Here is a 17,592-nt window from a genome sequence, read left to right as displayed (position 1 = left end):
GTGTAATGGGTGTAATTAGTACTGACTATCAATCACTTCGGGGGTAATTAGGAGTAATATAAGGTGTAATAGGGGTGTAATAGCATGACACCTAACCATAGTAAAGAAATTAAATGATGAGAAACCGCAAAGAAATTATTAAAGAGATTTTGCAAGAAAATGGAGGTTTGGGCGTGAAGTTCAATTATTATGAGAATGGGGAGTTTGTAAAAACTGATTTTTTGTTGGATTGTAAAACATTAACGGCAAGACAATATAAGTCTGCGACCAAAACCATTGAAATTAATTTTAATGAGGACCGATTAACAAACGGAAATAAAACCGCAAAAAATGAAAAACAGAGTAGAAATAATAAAGGGAGTGATTCAGAATAAAGGACAAATGTGCATTATCTATTCGGACCACCCAGAAGCACTTGCAAAAGGCAGACAATTAACCATAAAAGAATGCGAGAGCGAAATCCAAAAAGGAACGATGATACTCAACATCAATATCGGGCAAGGTAAGAAGCCAGCCGTACTAATAAAACTTGCGGATTTTAGTGTCAAGTATTTCTATAACGATAAAAACGAAAACGATGAGAAGTAATAACGGACAATTTGCCAAAGGTAACACACTTGGAGGGCGCACGAAAGGCAGTAAAAATAAAACAACTGAAAAGATTCGAGATACATTTCTGCGCTTCATAGAAGACAATTTAGAGCGTATGCAAGAAGACTTTGATACGCTCGATGCTAAAGACAGATTTAAGTATTTATTCGAGATGAGCAAATTTATATTGCCGTCACTAAAATCCATTGAATTTGGCAATGTACTCGATGAGTTAACAGAAGAGCAGTTTGCCGAGATAATAACGAAGCTAAAAAATGAGTATTCAGAAAATTGAAAATATTAGATTTTATAATTATTTCAATTGATTAATTTCGAACAGTCCTATAGGGCTGTTTTATTTCTCGAAATTTTGTAGATTTGATAAATAAATTACCACAATATGAAAAAACTATTTTTACTTTTTATTTTAATTAGTGTATTTTCTTTTGCACAAAAAAAAGAAAAACCAATTAGGGGGAATTATACTTATCATCTTTTGGAGGTGGAAAACCCTTTTAAGAATGGAACGGTCAATAAGGATTTGGATTCATTTTCTGATTCATTAATAGTAATTACGTTCATTCCTTCATCTACTCAAATAGGCTTTAAACTTGAGAACAAAACAGATAAGAACATCAAAATTGATTGGAACCAAGTTTTAATTATTGATATTGACGGAGGTTCAAAAAAAGTTTTTCATTCCGGAGTTAGATACATTGAACGCGATAAAGAACAAGCACCTACAATAATTTATAAAGGAACAAATATTACCGATTTAATTACACCTATTCAAAACGCTTATTATGCTTCGGGGCGTTATGGCGGGTGGCGTACAAAACCACTCATCGACGCTCCGGTTGTTGGAATATCTTTTTATTATGCTTACGATCCTAATTTAGTTGGCAAAACATTTAAGGCCGTAATTCCTATTAATATTGAAGATAAAACTTTTGAATATGTTTACACCTTCGAAGTAAGTTTTATTCCAAAAGACGCTAAAAAATAGATCAGCAGAATTTTTAAAGAGCCACCTTAAATTATTTGGGTGGTTTTATTTTTAAAGGTTGTTAGTAAATGTTAAGGTTTCAAAGTCTTTCCAATATTCGAAAAACTATTTTCATAAAGTGGTAAAATCCCACTACTAAAAACGCTATAATCGAACTATTGAAATAATACTTTTTTCAACCCTTGTGGGAGTAATGTGGGACTAAACGCTAAAAAAGGCATTAAAAAAAAGCGTAAAGTATTGAAACTAAACGCTTTATGATTTTACTATTGTGGTTTCTCCAGGAATCGAACCAGGGACACACGGATTTTCAATCCGTTGCTCTACCAACTGAGCTAAGAAACCATCACTTTAATTCTGTTGTTTAAAGTGGTGCAAAAATAGCATCTTTTTCAATACAACGCAAGACTTAAGATGCTTTTTATCGGCATTGAGCGAAAAGCTATTGATTTTCAGATGCATTTTTTTCATTTTCCATTCGCATTTGCTCTGCGATTTCTTCTAACACGGGATTTATCGTGCTTTCCGGAATTTCACTTATGCGAATATACATGAGTCCATCAATGGCATCGTTGAAACTTGGGTCCACATTAAAGGCAATTACTTTTGCATTCTGTTTGATGTACTTTTTAATAAGTACAGGCATTCTCATGCCCGGTTCTAAGTCGTCAATTAACTTGTCTAGTTTGTTTAAGTCGGACTCTACTTCTTCTACAAATAGATTTTTGTCTCGTTCTCGAATCTTAATTTTAAACTCATGTTTTGGGTGAACGTATTGCGCGACTGCAGAATCGTAATAATTGGAACGCATAAAGTCAATCATAAGCGATTTTGAAAAATCGGAGAATTTGTTGCTAATGCTCACTCCTCCCATTAAAAACTTATGATCTGGATTACGAAGACAAACGTGTATAATGCCCTTCCACAGTATAAACAGGGGCATTGGTTTCTGTTGGTATTCTTTGGCAATGTAGGCTCTACCCATTTCAATTACCTTACGGAAAAATGGATGTAGCTCCTGATCAAAATCAAAGAGAGAACTGGTATAAAAGCCACTCACGCCGTATTTACGCATAACAATCTTTCCAAGTGCCATCCGGTAAGCGCCTGCGATTTTATTTTCCTTCTCGTCCCATAAAAAGAGGTGATTGTAATGCTTATCGTACTCGTCTAAATCAAAGGGAAGGTTGCTCCCCTCTCCTACGTCCCGAAAGGTTATTTCTCTTTGTCTTCCAATTTCTCTCATCACAGAGGGAATCTCTTCATAGGTGGCAAAATAAACCTGATACTGTCCGCTTTGAAATAGCATCTTATCTTGAGCTTTCAGCGCCTGAATTTCCTTCTCGATATCCTCTGCTGGCGTTTCATCAATAATATTAGCGACTAAATTCCCTGCCTTACCAATGGGAAAACTTAATTTAAGATCCGGCAGATTCATTTTCTCCATGAGCGATTTACGTCTTTCGTAATAGGCTCGAAGAATGTAAATTTTATCTTGCAAATAATCTCCTAGCTCTGCTATGGTCTCCTCCTCGTCCATCTGACGAATACTTACGGGTCTACCAATTCGTATGCGTATAGGACTTTCCCGATTTCGCATCATTTCGGAGGGAAGAAGTAGGGTTTGCAAATCAGGATGCAAACGAGCCGCTTGGTAGAAAAAGGCGCTGTTCTTTGCATGAAAGTACATAGGCACAACCGGTACGCGAGCTTTGCGAATAAGCTTTAGTGCGGGCGTTGCCCATTTTCGATCTCTAATTTCACGTGTGGGATTGTTTCGGTTAGAAACTTCTCCTGCTGGAAAAATGCCAAGGCAGCCTCCATTTTCTAAATGCTGCAGGGTCTCGCGCATTCCACTTGAGCTACTATAGAGTTCTTTTCTAGATTCAAAAGGGTTTACCGCAATGACATAAGGTTCAAGAGGCTTAATTTTATCAAGTAAAAAATTTCCCATCAGCTTAAAATCAGGGCGCACTGCGGAAATTACTTTTGCCATAAGGATTCCGTCGATTGCACCTAAAGGATGATTGGAGACCAAAATAAAAGGGCCTGTTTTGGGAATTTTAGCAATGTCCTCCTCAAAGACCACGTATTTAAGGTCTCTTTCTCTTACAAAACTTTCGAAAAAATCAGCTCCTTCCTTGTCTTTCAATTTGTCGTAAAGTTCGTTAACCTCGTCGATTTTTGTCACCTTCATAAGCGAACGAGCCGCTAATTCCTTTACGGGACCCAGGCGCTTTAGCCCTGCCGCTTTAATTAAATCGTTCTTTGTAATTAGGCTCATAGTTTTATTCTTAAAGTTCTCCTTGGAACACCATCTGAAGGGTTCCTCGCGACATTTGTTCTAGAAGCACGGTTTTGTGATCGTAAAAATGGGCAGTGGATTCGATCGTTGAATTTCGAACGGTCAAAAGTCTTACTTTTTCCTGAATTTCCACTTCAAATTTTGAATCAAGCGATTCCATTAATTTATCGATTGAATTGTACTTATCTTCCAAACAAAGTTCCAGGCAAATCGCCGTGGTCTGCATTAAAGAGATACGAATTTGAAATGCGTAAAGAAGAGCGAAAATTTCACTTAGGTGATGCTCCGCAATAAATGAGAAATCTCTTGTGGATACGGTGAGTAAAATTTGATCCTCTTTTAGGATATAACTCTCAAGCACCTGTGCTTTTGGGCTGCTGCTTACTTTCGTTCCGGGTGCGAGTGGATTTAAAAAAGATCGTACAAAGAGCGGAATGTCTTTTTTCTTTAGAGGTTGAAGGGTCTTGGGGTGAATCACCGACGCCCCGTAATAGGCCATTTCAATCGCTTCTTCATAAGAGATGTAGGAGAATAGTTCCACGTCCTTAAACTTGCGTGGATCTCCCGTCATCACGCCCGGTACATCTTTCCAAATCGTCATGGACTGAGCTTCTAGTCCGTAGGCGAAGATCGCTGCCGAGTAATCAGATCCCTCTCGCCCTAAGGTGACAGTGAACTGATTCGCATCGCCGCCGATAAAGCCTTGGGTCACGTAATTTTGATTTTTATCCAACGACTCTATCCTTTCTTTGGTTAATTTCCAATCGACCTCGCCTTCGCGAAAGGTACTGTCGCATCGAATGTACAAACGAGAATCTAGCCATTGATTAAAAAAGCCTGTTTCATGGAGATAGGAACTCACGATAAGGGAACTAATGAGCTCTCCATAACTCACGAGCTGATCGTAATAAAAATCATATCCTCCTTTGTCCTCGTCTAGCTTGATGTTGGATAGAGATTCAAAAAGGAGATCAAGCTCTTGGAAGATGGAATGAGAAGGCTCAAAAAGAGCATTCGCAATGTCCAAATGAAACTTCTGAATTTGCCTGATTTTGGTTTGGGTTTCTCTTCCGTGCATTAGATCCAGTAGGACCTCTTCTAACGCGTTGGTTGTTTTCCCCATAGCAGATACCACTACGAGAATTGGGTCCTGCCCTTGCAGTTCCAGTACTCGTGACACATTCCTTACACTCTGAGCGTCCTTTACCGAGGCGCCTCCAAATTTATATACCTTCATGCATTTTCTAAAATTAGCATCGAGAAATTCGAGAGCTAAAATTTTAATCAAAAATAGCAAAAAAATACCTGATTCGGTGGGGCGAAGGAAAGCTAATTTCAAGGGAATCCCTCAAAAGAAAAAAAAGAACCAGGGGTCTAGGGGCAATTCAAATAATTTTACGAAATTTGAGCATTAACCAAAAACACAATAATGGCAGAGCAGTCCCTTCAAACCTTAGGTGAATTTCTCATTGAGAAACAAGATGATTTCCAGTACTCTACGGGAGAGTTTTCTCGACTTCTAAGCGCCATACGCTTAGCTTCAAAAGTGGTAAACCGAGAGGTTAACAAAGCGGGAATCGCAGATATCATAGGGGTTGCGGGGAATACCAACATTCAGGGGGAAGACCAGCAAAAACTCGATGTGTTAGCAAACGAGATTTTCATAACGGCCTTATCCCAACGTGAAGTCGTTTGTGGAATTGCCTCCGAGGAAAACGACGATTACATTGAAATCAAATGCGGAACCAACGGTCATTTAAGCAAATATGTAGTTCTAATCGATCCTTTGGACGGATCGTCCAACATTGATGTCAATGTTTCGGTTGGAACCATCTTCTCCATTTACCGCCGTGTCACGGAACCTGGAACCCCTGTAGAACTCAAAGATTTCCTTCAAAAAGGATCTGAACAAATTGCAGCCGGGTATGTGGTATACGGCTCCTCTACCATGATTGTATACACAACGGGGAACGGAGTAAATGGATTCACATTAGACCCTAGTTTAGGAACCTACTATCTCTCCCATCCCAATATGCAGTTCCCAAAAGAGGGAAAAATCTATTCCATCAACGAAGGAAATTACATCAAATTTCCTCAAGGAGTAAAAAACTACCTTAAGTATTGCCAAATGATGGAGGGCGATCGCCCTTATACCTCAAGATATATTGGATCACTTGTTTCGGATTTTCACCGAAACATGATCAAAGGAGGAATCTACCTTTATCCTTCTTATGCGAATGCTCCTAATGGAAAACTAAGACTTTTATACGAGTGCAACCCGATGGCCTTCATTGCAGAACAAGCGGGAGGAAAAGCATCCAATGGATTTGAACGCATTATGGACATCGACCCTACAGAACTACACCAAAGGGTTCCATTCTACTGTGGTAGCATCACGATGGTGGAAAAAGCAGAAGAATTCATGAGAATGGATGCGATAAAAGAATAGTTAGAACCTACTTTTTCATGATTGCCTCCATCCGCCCTTATACTTTAGATTTTATTACGCCTGGCGGCACTTCGCGCGGCGTTTTAAAAACCAAGGATACTTTTATTTTAACCCTTCAATCTGAAAAAGGAGTTGGGCTTGGCGAATGTGCTCTTTTTCGTGGACTCAGTATGGAGGATACGCCCCTGTATGAAGAAAAATTACAGTGGCTCTTAAAAAACATCAATCTCCCGCCTGGTGAAATCGAAAATGAGCTTCGAGCTTTCCCTTCTATCTTAATTGGATACGAACAGGCCATGCTTAATTTAAGGTTCGGAAAAGACCTCTATTTTCCAAGCGATTTCACGGAAGGGAAAGACTCTCTTGTGATTAATGGTCTTATCTGGATGGGAGACAAAGCCTATATGGAATCCCAAATTCAGCAGAAACTGGAGGCAGGCTATAAAACCCTGAAACTAAAAATTGGAACCCATTGGGAAGAGGAAAAAACCATACTCACTTCTCTACGACAAACCTTTAGTGCAAAGGACCTAGAACTTAGGGTCGATGCAAACGGAGCCTTTACTTATGAGCAGGCGCTTAAGGTCCTAGACGAATTGGCTGAGTTAGAAATTCATTCCATTGAACAGCCCATAAAGGCGAATCAGAAGGACTTAATGGCGAGGCTTGCAAAAGCAACGCCTACACCTATTGCACTGGACGAGGAACTGATTGGAGTCGTGCAACTCGAGGATAAAAAAGACCTATTAGAGAAAATAAAACCTCAATACATTATTCTAAAGCCCTCGTTACTGGGAGGATTTAAAGCCACAGACGAGTGGATCTCTCTTGCAGAAAACGTAGGAATAGGTTGGTGGATCACCTCGGCACTTGAGAGCAATTTGGGGCTCAATGCCATTGCTCAGTATACCTATACAAAAAATCCTACCTTACCTCAAGGTCTTGGAACCGGCTCTCTATACCAGAATAATTTAGATTCTTCCCTTATTTTAGAAGGTGAAAACCTCAGAAAAAAAAGTAAGTTAAGGCCAGACCTAAAAAAGTAAAAACCCAATACCCTTCGTTGTAAAACAAAAAAAAATCTGAAACAAAGTCAGATTTTTCTTTTTGAAGTCGTTTAAGCAAAAGCTTGCGCCTTGACAAAATCCCCTACTTAAATGACATCTTCTACAAAAATTCTCTTCTTTAATGCTTGCATCCAATGTGCAAACCTTCTTTTGATCGCCTTCATAGAAAAAATATTAAATGTTAATAAATGATGATTTAGAAATACCAAATTTGTGCCAAGCTCACGCCCTTTTCAAAATTTAACACAAGCTTTGCATTGGATAAGCAGCTCTGGCCCTACCCATTTACTAGATTTATAACTTATTAATTTTCATATACTTATTCATCTCCTCCCCACTACACTTTTGAGTAGAGAGGCGGACTTCCAAAGCAAAGGGACTCCCTTTACTCGCCAAAGAAAGACCCCTATTTCTGTGCTTTTTTTACTAAATTTGCCTCTGAAATTCTTAAATCATGGAAGAAGAAAAAAAAGGACTCAATTTTATTGAGCAAATCATAGAACAAGATCTACAAAACGGACTAAGCAAAGACGCACTTCGCTTTCGTTTTCCCCCAGAACCGAACGGATACTTGCACATTGGTCACACCAAAGCAATTTGCATCAACTTTGGTTTAGGAGAAAAATACGGCGCGCCTGTCAATTTACGTTTTGACGACACAAATCCTGAAAAGGAAGAACAGGAGTTCGTAGACTCGATTAAAACAGACGTAGAGTGGCTTGGTTTCAAATGGGACAAAGAACTCTATGCCTCGGATTATTTTTCTCAGCTCTACAACTGGGCTGTCCAGATGATTAAAGAAGGAAAGGCGTATGTGGACGAACAAAGCTCTGAACTCATAACGGAGCAGAGAAAGTCACCGGTAGAAGTTGGGGTTGAAAGTCCTTACAGAAACCGTCCTACCCAGGAGTCTTTAGAACTCTTCGAAAGAATGAAAAATGGAGAATTTGAGGAAGGAACGATGTCTCTTCGTGCCAAAATTGACATGAGCTCACCCAATATGAATATGCGCGACCCGGTTATGTACCGGATTTTGAAACGCCCTCACCACCGTACGGGAGACACCTGGAAAATTTACCCCATGTACGACTGGGCGCACGGAGAAAGTGATTATATCGAACAAATCTCCCATTCACTTTGCTCTCTTGAATTTGAGAACCACAGACCGCTATACGATTGGTATTTAGACCAGGTATATAGCGAGGGTAATGTGAGAAACAAGCAAAGAGAATTTGCTAGAATGAACGTGAGTTATATGATCACCTCCAAACGAAAACTACAAAAACTAGTTAGTGAAGGTTTAGTGGAAGGATGGGACGATCCTAGAATGCCTACGGTATCTGGATTGCGCCGCAAAGGGTATACCCCTACGGCCATTAAGAACTTCATAGAGCGTGTGGGTGTAGCGAAACGTGAAAACTTAATTGACATTCAACTTTTAGAATTCTTCGTTCGCGAAGACTTAAATAAGATTGCGCCCCGTATGATGGCTGTGGTGGATCCTGTCAAACTAGTGATTGAGAACTATCCAGAAGGGAAAGAAGAATGGCTAGAATCGGAAAACAATCCTGAAGATTCAGAGGCAGGCACAAGAAAGCTTCCCTTCTCTAGAGAACTCTATATTGAAAAAGAAGACTTCCAAGAAGAAGCCAACCGTAAGTTCTTCCGACTAAAATTAGGAGGAGAAGTTCGACTAAAAAGTGCTTACATTATTAAAGCCGAAAGAGTGGATAAGGATGAAAATGGAGAAGTAACCACAATCTATTGTACGTACGATGAGGAGAGTCGCTCTGGAAGTGGAAGCGAAGCCAGTCTACGAAAAGTAAAAGGAACTCTTCACTGGGTAAGTGCCGCGCACGCGCAGCCTATCGATGTGCGTCAATACGAGAGACTCTTTACCGTAGAGCAGCCGGACGCAGAAAAAGATGCAGATTTCTTAGCCTATGTAAATCCAGACTCTGTGCACATTCAAAAAGGATTTGCAGAACCCGCTCTAAAAGAGGTAGAAGTCGGAGCCCCAATCCAGTTCCAAAGAATTGGGTACTATACGAAAGACCGGAGTTCGACAGAAGATAACTTAGTCTTCAACCGCACGGTCACGCTTAAAGACAGCTACAAACCCGAGCAATAATTAAAATCAATACATACTTCAAAGTCTTGTCCTCGGGCAAGACTTTTTTATTCACCCAAGTCCTAAATTATATCGTATTTTAGTACGCTTGAGTCCTTGTCCTTATGGTAAAATCATTCTTCATTGTAATTCTTGTCTCGTTATCCCCACTGCTTGTCCTAGCGCAAAAGAAAGACACGCTAAGCGTCTTGGAAGAAATTACGCTCGATGCGTACCAAAAACCCATTTCTCAAATGACTTCCACCAAGTCTTTTGCCCTTAGCAGTGAAAGATTCCTTGGACTAAACCCACCGGATCGGCTATTAGAGTCTGTCAATTTACTTCCAGGCGCTTCTTTAGAACAGCGCTCTCCAGGAAGCTACCGCCTGGCTCTTCGAGGAAGCAGTCTCAGGAGTCCCTTTGGCGTTCGAAACGTAAAGATTTATTTGGATGAATTCATTCTAACGGAGGCCAGCGGATCAAGTAGTTTAAACAGTATAGATCCTGCGTTTATAAAGTCCATGGCCCTTTACAAAGGACCTGAAGCTGGAGATTTTGGAGCGAGTACAGGAGGAACTGCCGTACTTCATACGCAAACGAAGAACTCCGTGGGTCTTTCTATAGGAAGTTACGGGGCGTTTTCCCAAAACCTTTCCTTTTCAAAAACCTTTGGAAAACATTCTCTCACCCTTCTTCAGGGGTATTCGAGAGCCGACAATTACCGTGAGCAAAGTCGCTTTTCTAGGGCCAGCGTTCTTATAAAAGACCGTATTCACTACAAAGAAGGAAGTGAACTGGGTCTTATGCTGCTACTAAGTGACCTTTCGTATCAAACTCCAGGGGGACTCACCCTTTCCCAAGCTCTAGAAAACCCAAAAGGGGCTAGACACAGCACCTCCACTCTTCCCGGCTCAAAAGAGCAAAACGCAGGCATAATGACAAAGAGTGCTCTTTTGGGTATTTCGCACCGTACAAAACTCTCCTCGAACTTGAGTCATTTTGCACTCATTCAAGGGGGATATTCGGATTTAAGAAATCCGTTTATCACCAACTATGAAAAACGCTACGAAAGGCAGTTTGCGGCAAGAACCTATTTCACGTATGAAAAACGAGGGGAAAACTGGGCCTATGAGAGCCGGTTAGGACTCGAGGCGGCAAGCAATGAGTCCACCGTGCAAAACTATGACAACCTCAAGGGTAAGGTAGGTAAGGCTCAAAATTTTGATGAATTGTCCGCTCGAAGTGGCTTTCTATTCACCTCGCAAAAAATGACTTACAAAGAAAGGCTGGTCTTAGAAGGGGCTTTGAGTTGGAATGCGATTTCTTTGGGATGGACTTCCCTTTACCCTGAAAAAAGCCAAGGTGCAAAATCTCCCTCCACAGAACTTCTTCCTTCCCTAAGTGCACTCTATTTATTTGAAAGAGATCTCTCGCTTCGGATTAAACTCTCCAAAGGAAGCTCTTCGCCCACTTTAGAAGAGATTCGAAGTTCCGATCAAAAGATTCGCTCTTCGCTTCGTTCGGAGTTTGGTTGGAACAAAGAAATAGGCCTGCGCAAAGCGCTAGGTTCCTTTTTGTTTGTAGATCTTTCTTACTTTGAACTCGATTTAAAAGAGGCGATTGTAAAGAGGCAAAACAATCAGGGGGAAGATTACTTTCTAAACGAGGGAGGGCAAAAGCAAAAAGGGTTTGAATTTTCTCTAGAAACTCGTCCCGTTTCGATGGGCATTCTACAAAATGTTCGGTTCTATGGTTCAGGAAGCTTCTATGATTTTACTTTTGAATCAAGTTCTACTGACTTGGATCCCTTGCTTGAGGGCAAAAGAATTCCTGGGGTTCCCTCCACGAGCCTTTCTTCTCTAATAAGTCTTGATCTTTTTCAGAATTTTGGAATTCACTTCTCGAATTACTACCGCTCTTCCCAATACCTAAACTCCCAAAACACGGTAGAAGAAAGCGCGAGTTTTCTAGGCCAACTGCGACTGGAATATCGCTTTCTACTTGACCACTCAGAAGCCGAAGTCTTTTTTAGCCTTCCGAATCTTTATAACACCAAACAAAGCCTAGGATACGATATTAACGCCTTTGGAGGGCGCTATTACAATCCCGCTCCGCCTACAGGATTTCAATTGGGAATCAAAGCCTCTTTTTAAGAAGAGATTTTTTTTCAATACGGTCTAAAATAAGACTTGCGTGACTACGGGAGTTTTCAATAAACCAAAGATGCGTGTCTTTCCCTCCACAAACCACGCCTGCCAAAAAGAGATTCTCCACATTGGTTTCCATGGTTTCGGGATCGTAGATTGGATTTAAATTGGGTCCGGTAAGCTGCACCCCTACGGATTCTAGAAATTCAAAATCCGGCAAATATCCCGTCATAGCGAGCACGAAATCATTTGGAATTTCTATTTCTTCCCCCTTCTCATTTTTAAAACGAACACTCCTCTCTTTGATCTCAAGGAGGCTAGAATTAAAATAAGCCTTAATACTTCCTTCTGCAATTCGATTTTCAATATCGGGTTTCACCCAATATTTCACTCGAGAAGAAATCTCTTTTCCTCGAACGATTAGGGTTACATCCGCACCTTTACGGTAGGTTTCAAGAGCGACGTCAATGGCCGAGTTACTCGATCCAACCACCACGACTTTTTGACGAGTATAGCCATACGGTTCCGAGTAATAATGTCTAACTTTAGGAAGATCCTCCCCTTTCACATTCATTCGGTTTGGGATGTCGTAAAAACCTGTGGCAAGAATTACATGACGCGCCATATAGGTAGCTTTTGAGGTTTGAACTTCAAAATAGGACTCTTTTTTCACAACAGTCTCTACTTTCTCGTAGTGATTCACCTTTAAATTTCTGCTTCTCTCGATGCCTCCATAGTATTCGAGCGCATCTTTTCGTCCGGGTTTGGCCCCAGTGGAGATGAAGGGCACCCCTGCAATTTCTAGCTTGTCGGCTGTGGAGAAAAATTGCATGTTGAGGGGATAATGGAAAAGTGAGTTGACGGTGGTTCCTTTCTCAATAACTTGATACGAAAGGCCGCGAGCCTCAGATTCCAGTGCGCAGCAAAGCCCAATAGGACCTGCCCCTACAATAAGTACGTCGAGTAATTCCATAGGGACAAAGGTACTTCTTTTCTCTCTAGAATGTAAAGCTGCCTACTCACTACTTACGAATAAGAGCTCCCTTGCATTAGTCTTCGGTTTTCAGATTGAAGAGACTCAATCTGCGTTAAAAGCCGCGTGATAATCTCAAGTCCGGGAACGTTTACTTCCAAATCGTAATGAAAATTTAAAAGGCGTTCAAATTGTCCGAGCTCCTCGTAAAGGAGGTAGGTCACCTCGTTTTCGATGCGGGTCTGAATCAGCCCGCAGGATTCTAATTCTTGAAAGAATTCTACTTCTATTTGGTAGAGCTTTATAAGCTCTTCTTTGGATATGCGATCGCTTTTCATTGCCCTTACTTTTTATAAGTTCGTAATTTTTCAAACAGTTCTTTTTCCTCCGTGCTAAGGCTCTTTGGAAGCACCACTTCTAAACTCACAAGTAGATCTCCAAATACACCCTCTTTCTTATAGGCAGGGAAACCTTTGCCTTTCAGGCGAACCGTAGAGAGGTTCTGCGTCAGAGGTTTGACTTTCAAATTGACTTCGCCCTCTAAGGTGGGAACCCGTAGCTCCCCTCCTAGAACTGCCGTATATAGATCGACTGGCATTCTTAGTCTCAAATTATGGCCCTCTAAAGTAAACTTCGGATCTTTCTCAACCGTAAAAGTAATGTAAAGGTCTCCCGAGGGACCGTTTTGATGACCCGGGGAACCGTAGCCTTTCAGTTTAATCTGAAGTCCATCGTATGCGCCTGCAGGGACTCTGATGCGGACTTTTTTACCCCCCACCTCAAACGTGGTCTGGTGTTCTTTCGCCGCTTGTCGAAGGGAAAGAGAAACTTCTCCATGCAAATCACTTCCTTTGAATTTTCCAGAAGCGCTGCCTCTTTGACGGCGGTCAAATCCGCCCCCAGCTCCTCCAAACATCTGTTCGAAGAAATCGGAATACTCTTCTCTTGATCCGCCTCCTTCATGAGAGAACCCACCAAAATCTCCAAAACCTCCGCCGGAAGAATAGCCTCCGCTTTGTTTTTGAGCCTTTTCGTAGGCCTCGCCCTGCTGCCAATTCTCTCCATACTTATCGTATTTTTTGCGGTACTCGGGATTGGAAAGAACTTCGTTCGCTTCATTCAATTGCTTGAATTTTTCTTCGGCCTGCTTATCCCCTGGATTCACATCCGGATGGTATTTTCTTGCGAGTTTTCGGTAGGCTTTTTTTATTTCTTCCGCCGTTGCGGAAGGCTTTACGCCTAGAATTTCATAATAATTGGTATGTGCCATAAGAGTCAATTACTCTTTAAAGGTACAAATTCAAATGAGAAAATAATCTATCTTTGGTTAAATTTAAAGCTTGTGATCGAACTCTTTCGGAACTATTCCAACCTGCTATTGTTAATTTTAGGGATTTTACTAGGCAGTTTTCTGGGTCTATTTTGGCCGGAATTCGTCGTGTATTTAAAACCTGTTGGGGATATCTTTCTAAACTTACTCTTTGTAAGTGTAGTCCCTCTGGTCTTTTTTGCGGTAGCCAATTCCATCTCTAGTGTAGCGCAGAGTGGAAAGTTCTCAAGGATCCTTTTTTCCATGATCTTTAGCTTTTTGCTTTTCATCGTCATTGCGGCCTTATTTACCATAGGTGCTGTGACTCTTTTCCCTACAGAGGCTGTAGGCATCACCGATCCCAACTACGCATCCACTCTTCCTACGGAAGGAAATTGGGGAGATCGAATTGTTGAGTTCTTCACCGTAGGAGAATTCACGGCCCTTTTCTCACGCCAGCACATGCTAGCGCTTTTAATCTTTGCCTTTCTGCTGGGTTCTGCCATTCGAAAAGCGGGGGAAAATGGAGCCGTTTTTCAACGCTTTGTAGCCTCTGGCTACGAAGTCATGAAAGAACTTTTACTCATTGTCATGAAATTAGCTCCCATTGGACTTGGTGCGTATTTCGCTTACCAAGTTGCGACCGTGGGACCCGAACTCTTTGGCTTTTATGCGCGCCCTTTAGGACTGTATTACGCAGCGGGAATCGTTTACTTTTTTGTCTTCTTCTCCCTTTATGCCTTTATGGCCAAAGGAACCAGCGGGATCAAACTCTTTTGGAAAAACAATATTTACCCGTCGATTACCGCCTTAAGTACCTGTAGTTCTTTTGCGACCATGCCTGCGAATTTGCAAGCAGCGGCTAAAATCGGTGTACCGGATTCGGTGGCAAACTTGGTGATTCCAATTGGAAGCACCTTGCATAAAAACGGTTCTTCCATGTCCTCCATTATTAAGATTTATGTGGCGTTTTTAATTATTGGAGAAGATTTCTTTGATCCTTTGAACCTACTCTTAGCCGTAGGGATTACGATTTTCGTTTCCATGGTGGCGGGAGGCATACCCAACGGCGGCTACATTGGGGAAATGCTTATGATTTCCGTATACCAATTGCCTCAAGAAGCCATTCCTGCGGTCATGATTATCGGAACCCTTGTCGATCCCTTAGCGACCGTTTTAAACTCCACCGGAGACACAGTGGCGGCCATGCTCACCACAAGGCTTTCGGGTGAAAAATTTAACGAGCCCTCGGTCGATTCGTAAGGCTCAAGTATTCTTCCTTTAATACCCTTTTCGTGATGAAACCAATGCACAATCCCGAATTAGAATCCTACTTTAAAAAAGAAGGCCCTTTTCTGCAAGTGGCAAAAGAGCTAAGAGAAATCCTTCTGTCGTTTGATCTTAGAGAGGAGAAAAAATGGTATCAGCCCTGCTATACCTATAAGGGAACTAACCTTTTCATCATTGGACAATTCAAATCCTACTGCGTTTTAAGTTTCTTCAAAGGAGCTGTATTAGAAGGATTTGATGACTTGTTAGAAAAACCAGGAGAAAATTCAAGAATTGCGCGGGTAATTAAATGCACCGATTTATCAAGCGTTCTAGATCGAGAAGAAGAAATTAGAAATGCCATTGCAGCCATGCTAATCGCTGAAGACAAAGGACTCTCTCCTAAAAAGGAGCCGCTCACCCCAAAAGCCTACCCAAAAGAAATTTTAGACCTTCTCGAAAAGGACCCTAAGTTCAAAGAGGCATTTGAGTCTCTTACACCCGGGAGAATGCGAACTTGGGCTATGCACATTGGCTCCGCGAAACAGGAAAAGACCCGACTGGATCGACTAAACAAGGCTTATCCAGAAATCTTAAAAGGAAAAGGACACAACGAAGACTATCAAAGAAAAAAGAAATAACTTTCTTCTTGGCTTTGCTATTTTCAGCTTTGTTCTTCGGCCCAAAACCCGCTTTCTTTCCTTTAGAATAATAATAAAAGAAGCCCTCAGTTCTACCAAGGGCTTTGTTATATACATTGAAAGGTTCTAGAATCTAGTTTGATCCTTTTCTGTTTTCCTTTTTACTTACTTCTCCCTCTCTACGTACTGATAATAGCGAGCTCCTCTAAGGGTTGGACTTTCGGATTCAATAGACTCTAGAGAAAATCCCTGCGGCCTGGTTGCAATTGAGCTTGAGAGTTGTTTGCGGTGAAGCTTCTCATACGTTTCAAAAGTGACAGCTTCTCTCTTTGCTAGCGTGTCAAATAGATTCCATTGTCCTACTACCTCTTTCCATTCTTTTGAAATCACCCCTTCGAAGACCTTCGCTTTGGATCCGCTACCATAGGCTAAAAAGCCGATCTTCTTTCCTACCAATTCTTCCCCAGAATCTAGACTGGTCTGCAGTGCAGACAAAAGCGCCATAAATACAGAAGCGGTATACATGTTTCCAATTTCAGAGGAAGCTCTTTGAGAAGGCTCAATCTTTTCTGAAATAAAGGAAAGATACTCTGGCGATTTCGCCACGGCTCTTTGCTCTTCCGGTGTCTCCATGGAGAGACCTTTCTCCTCGCTATAAATCTCAGTAAAAACCCTTTTTCCGTGAAAGGCATAAGGCAGGTGAAAAATCAAATAGCGCCAATTTTCATACGGTTTGTCCGCTCCTGTCTTTTCCTTAAAGTGTTCGTAAGCTTCTTTGATTTGATTTTGATAACATGAGTTGGAATACTGTCCGTCAAAAACGGGTTCTTCTGAGAAGAGCTCCAAAGTATCAGGCATCGTTTCCGAGGCTCCGTTCAAATCCGACTTTGAAATTTTTATGCGAGGTTTGAAAAAATCAAACACGCTTCTTGTGGCCACACCCACGGTCGGCTCCAAAGTTAAAAGTTTGGGATTGTTTGATAAGAGAAGCGCAACAGCGCCGCCGCCTTGTGTATATTCACCTGAGCTGCCCAGTTCATACCGAGCATAGTCCGAGGCAATCACCACTGCTTTTCGCGAGGGATCCGCGCGGCAATAGTCCATACAGTTTTCTAAAGCATCCACGGCTCCAATGCAAGCAAAGGTCATGTCCACCACGTCACAGTTCTTGAAGACTCTAGGTCCATAAGTAGGCTCTAAAACCTTTTCTACCATACCCATGGCATAAGTAGCAGTAGGTTTTGCGGAATCCAGCGCACTTTCCGTTCCTAAGTAAATCCTAGAGATTTCACTCGGATTCACGCCCGACTCTTTAATTAATTTCAAAAGCGCTTCTGCCGCAAAGCTCGCGGCATCCTCATGCACATCGGCTAACGCCATTTTATAAAGTCCTAAACCTTTTTCAAGTTTTAAGGGGTCTAAATCACGATGAAGCGCTAAGTCTTTCATATTCAAATAAAGAGAGGGCACATAGTAGCTTGCAGCTTGAATTCCGTACGGCATAAATGGTAATTTTACTACGAAATTAACAATTCTTAAGGCAAATGACAGTCAAAATGGGAACTATTTATGCACATTCAAGTGCAAATAGTTTTTTTATCGAAAATGACTTGGTCTTTAAAGGCTTTTAAAACAATGTTTTGGGCCTTGAGAAATTGGTGAATTTCTAGGTCTCTTTTTATCGCTTGCGTTTCCTAATCGAGATTGTAAAGCACAACTTGAATT

At 41.3% G+C, this 17,592-nt stretch carries 15 protein-coding genes and 1 tRNA gene; 9 read left to right on the top strand and 7 right to left on the bottom strand.

Translation table 11 applies throughout. From position 1 onward, the window contains the following. Positions 1-330 precede the first annotated feature (330 nt). From ACX3PZ_RS06090 to ACX3PZ_RS06080, 3 genes are all read left to right on the top strand, one after another. Positions 331-588, top strand: a complete 258-nt coding sequence (locus ACX3PZ_RS06090) for a hypothetical protein (RefSeq protein ID WP_459112245.1) — start codon at positions 331-333, stop codon at positions 586-588. Continuing rightward, the gene (locus tag ACX3PZ_RS06085) at positions 578-886 is read left to right on the top strand and encodes a hypothetical protein (protein ID WP_459112244.1); all 309 of its coding nucleotides are present in this window, start codon (positions 578-580) and stop codon (positions 884-886) included. Before ACX3PZ_RS06090 ends, ACX3PZ_RS06085 begins: the two co-directional genes overlap by 11 nt. Positions 887-991: 105 nt before the next feature. After that, entirely contained in the window at positions 992-1,597 is a 606-nt protein-coding gene (locus tag ACX3PZ_RS06080; RefSeq protein WP_459112243.1) for a hypothetical protein, read from the top strand. 272 nt (positions 1,598-1,869) lie between these two features. Here ACX3PZ_RS06080 and ACX3PZ_RS06075 read toward each other — a convergent pair. From ACX3PZ_RS06075 to ACX3PZ_RS06065, 3 genes are all read right to left on the bottom strand, one after another. Beyond that, a tRNA-Phe gene (locus ACX3PZ_RS06075) sits at positions 1,870-1,942 on the bottom strand. Positions 1,943-2,039: 97 nt separating this feature from the next. Then, on the bottom strand, positions 2,040-3,881 hold the full coding sequence (locus ACX3PZ_RS06070) for a lysophospholipid acyltransferase family protein (protein ID WP_459112242.1): 1,842 nt from the start codon (positions 3,879-3,881) through the stop codon (positions 2,040-2,042). Positions 3,882-3,891: 10 nt separating this feature from the next. Then, positions 3,892-5,139 (bottom strand): aspartate kinase, encoded by a 1,248-nt coding sequence (locus ACX3PZ_RS06065; protein WP_459112241.1) that lies wholly within the window; start codon positions 5,137-5,139, stop codon positions 3,892-3,894. Positions 5,140-5,331: 192 nt separating this feature from the next. Here ACX3PZ_RS06065 and fbp point away from each other — a divergent pair, with 192 nt between their 5' ends. From fbp to ACX3PZ_RS06045, 4 genes are all read left to right on the top strand, one after another. Beyond that, positions 5,332-6,351: a class 1 fructose-bisphosphatase gene (gene fbp / locus ACX3PZ_RS06060; protein ID WP_459083617.1), complete on the top strand. Its 1,020-nt coding sequence runs from the start codon at positions 5,332-5,334 to the stop codon at positions 6,349-6,351. Positions 6,352-6,368: 17 nt separating this feature from the next. Beyond that, entirely contained in the window at positions 6,369-7,397 is a 1,029-nt protein-coding gene (gene menC, locus ACX3PZ_RS06055; protein WP_459112240.1) for an o-succinylbenzoate synthase, read from the top strand. Positions 7,398-7,872: 475 nt separating this feature from the next. Then, the gene (locus ACX3PZ_RS06050) at positions 7,873-9,549 is read left to right on the top strand and encodes a glutamine--tRNA ligase/YqeY domain fusion protein (protein WP_459083615.1); all 1,677 of its coding nucleotides are present in this window, start codon (positions 7,873-7,875) and stop codon (positions 9,547-9,549) included. 104 nt (positions 9,550-9,653) lie between these two features. Beyond that, a complete protein-coding gene (locus ACX3PZ_RS06045; protein ID WP_459112239.1) occupies positions 9,654-11,681 on the top strand; it encodes a TonB-dependent receptor in 2,028 nt (675 codons plus the stop codon). Here ACX3PZ_RS06045 and ACX3PZ_RS06040 read toward each other — a convergent pair. Genes ACX3PZ_RS06040 through ACX3PZ_RS06030 form a run of 3 tightly spaced genes read right to left on the bottom strand, consistent with a single transcriptional unit; the run spans position 11,665 to position 13,918 of the window. Continuing rightward, positions 11,665-12,648 carry a YpdA family putative bacillithiol disulfide reductase gene (locus ACX3PZ_RS06040; protein WP_459112238.1) on the bottom strand — a complete coding sequence of 328 codons (984 nt, stop codon included), beginning with the start codon at positions 12,646-12,648 and terminating at the stop codon, positions 11,665-11,667. The genes ACX3PZ_RS06045 and ACX3PZ_RS06040 overlap by 17 nt on opposite strands. A gap of 53 nt (positions 12,649-12,701) precedes the next feature. Further along, positions 12,702-12,986, bottom strand: coding sequence for a chaperone modulator CbpM (locus tag ACX3PZ_RS06035; RefSeq protein WP_459112237.1), 285 nt, complete (start codon positions 12,984-12,986; stop codon positions 12,702-12,704). A gap of 5 nt (positions 12,987-12,991) precedes the next feature. Beyond that, positions 12,992-13,918: a DnaJ C-terminal domain-containing protein gene (locus ACX3PZ_RS06030; protein ID WP_459112236.1), complete on the bottom strand. Its 927-nt coding sequence runs from the start codon at positions 13,916-13,918 to the stop codon at positions 12,992-12,994. A gap of 72 nt (positions 13,919-13,990) precedes the next feature. Here ACX3PZ_RS06030 and ACX3PZ_RS06025 point away from each other — a divergent pair, with 72 nt between their 5' ends. Both ACX3PZ_RS06025 and ACX3PZ_RS06020 read left to right on the top strand, forming a co-directional pair. Then, on the top strand, positions 13,991-15,220 hold the full coding sequence (locus tag ACX3PZ_RS06025) for a dicarboxylate/amino acid:cation symporter (RefSeq protein WP_459112235.1): 1,230 nt from the start codon (positions 13,991-13,993) through the stop codon (positions 15,218-15,220). A gap of 35 nt (positions 15,221-15,255) precedes the next feature. Next, positions 15,256-15,867, top strand: coding sequence for a YdeI/OmpD-associated family protein (locus ACX3PZ_RS06020; RefSeq protein WP_459083609.1), 612 nt, complete (start codon positions 15,256-15,258; stop codon positions 15,865-15,867). A gap of 165 nt (positions 15,868-16,032) precedes the next feature. Here ACX3PZ_RS06020 and ACX3PZ_RS06015 read toward each other — a convergent pair whose 3' ends face one another. Beyond that, positions 16,033-17,370, bottom strand: coding sequence for a hydroxymethylglutaryl-CoA synthase family protein (locus ACX3PZ_RS06015; RefSeq protein ID WP_459083608.1), 1,338 nt, complete (start codon positions 17,368-17,370; stop codon positions 16,033-16,035). Positions 17,371-17,592: the final 222 nt, after the last annotated feature.

It is taken from the genome of Chryseobacterium sp. A321 (assembly GCF_054489265.1).
The sequence above is the reverse complement of the archived record's forward strand: the minus strand, read 5'-3'. Positions and strand labels throughout refer to the sequence as shown.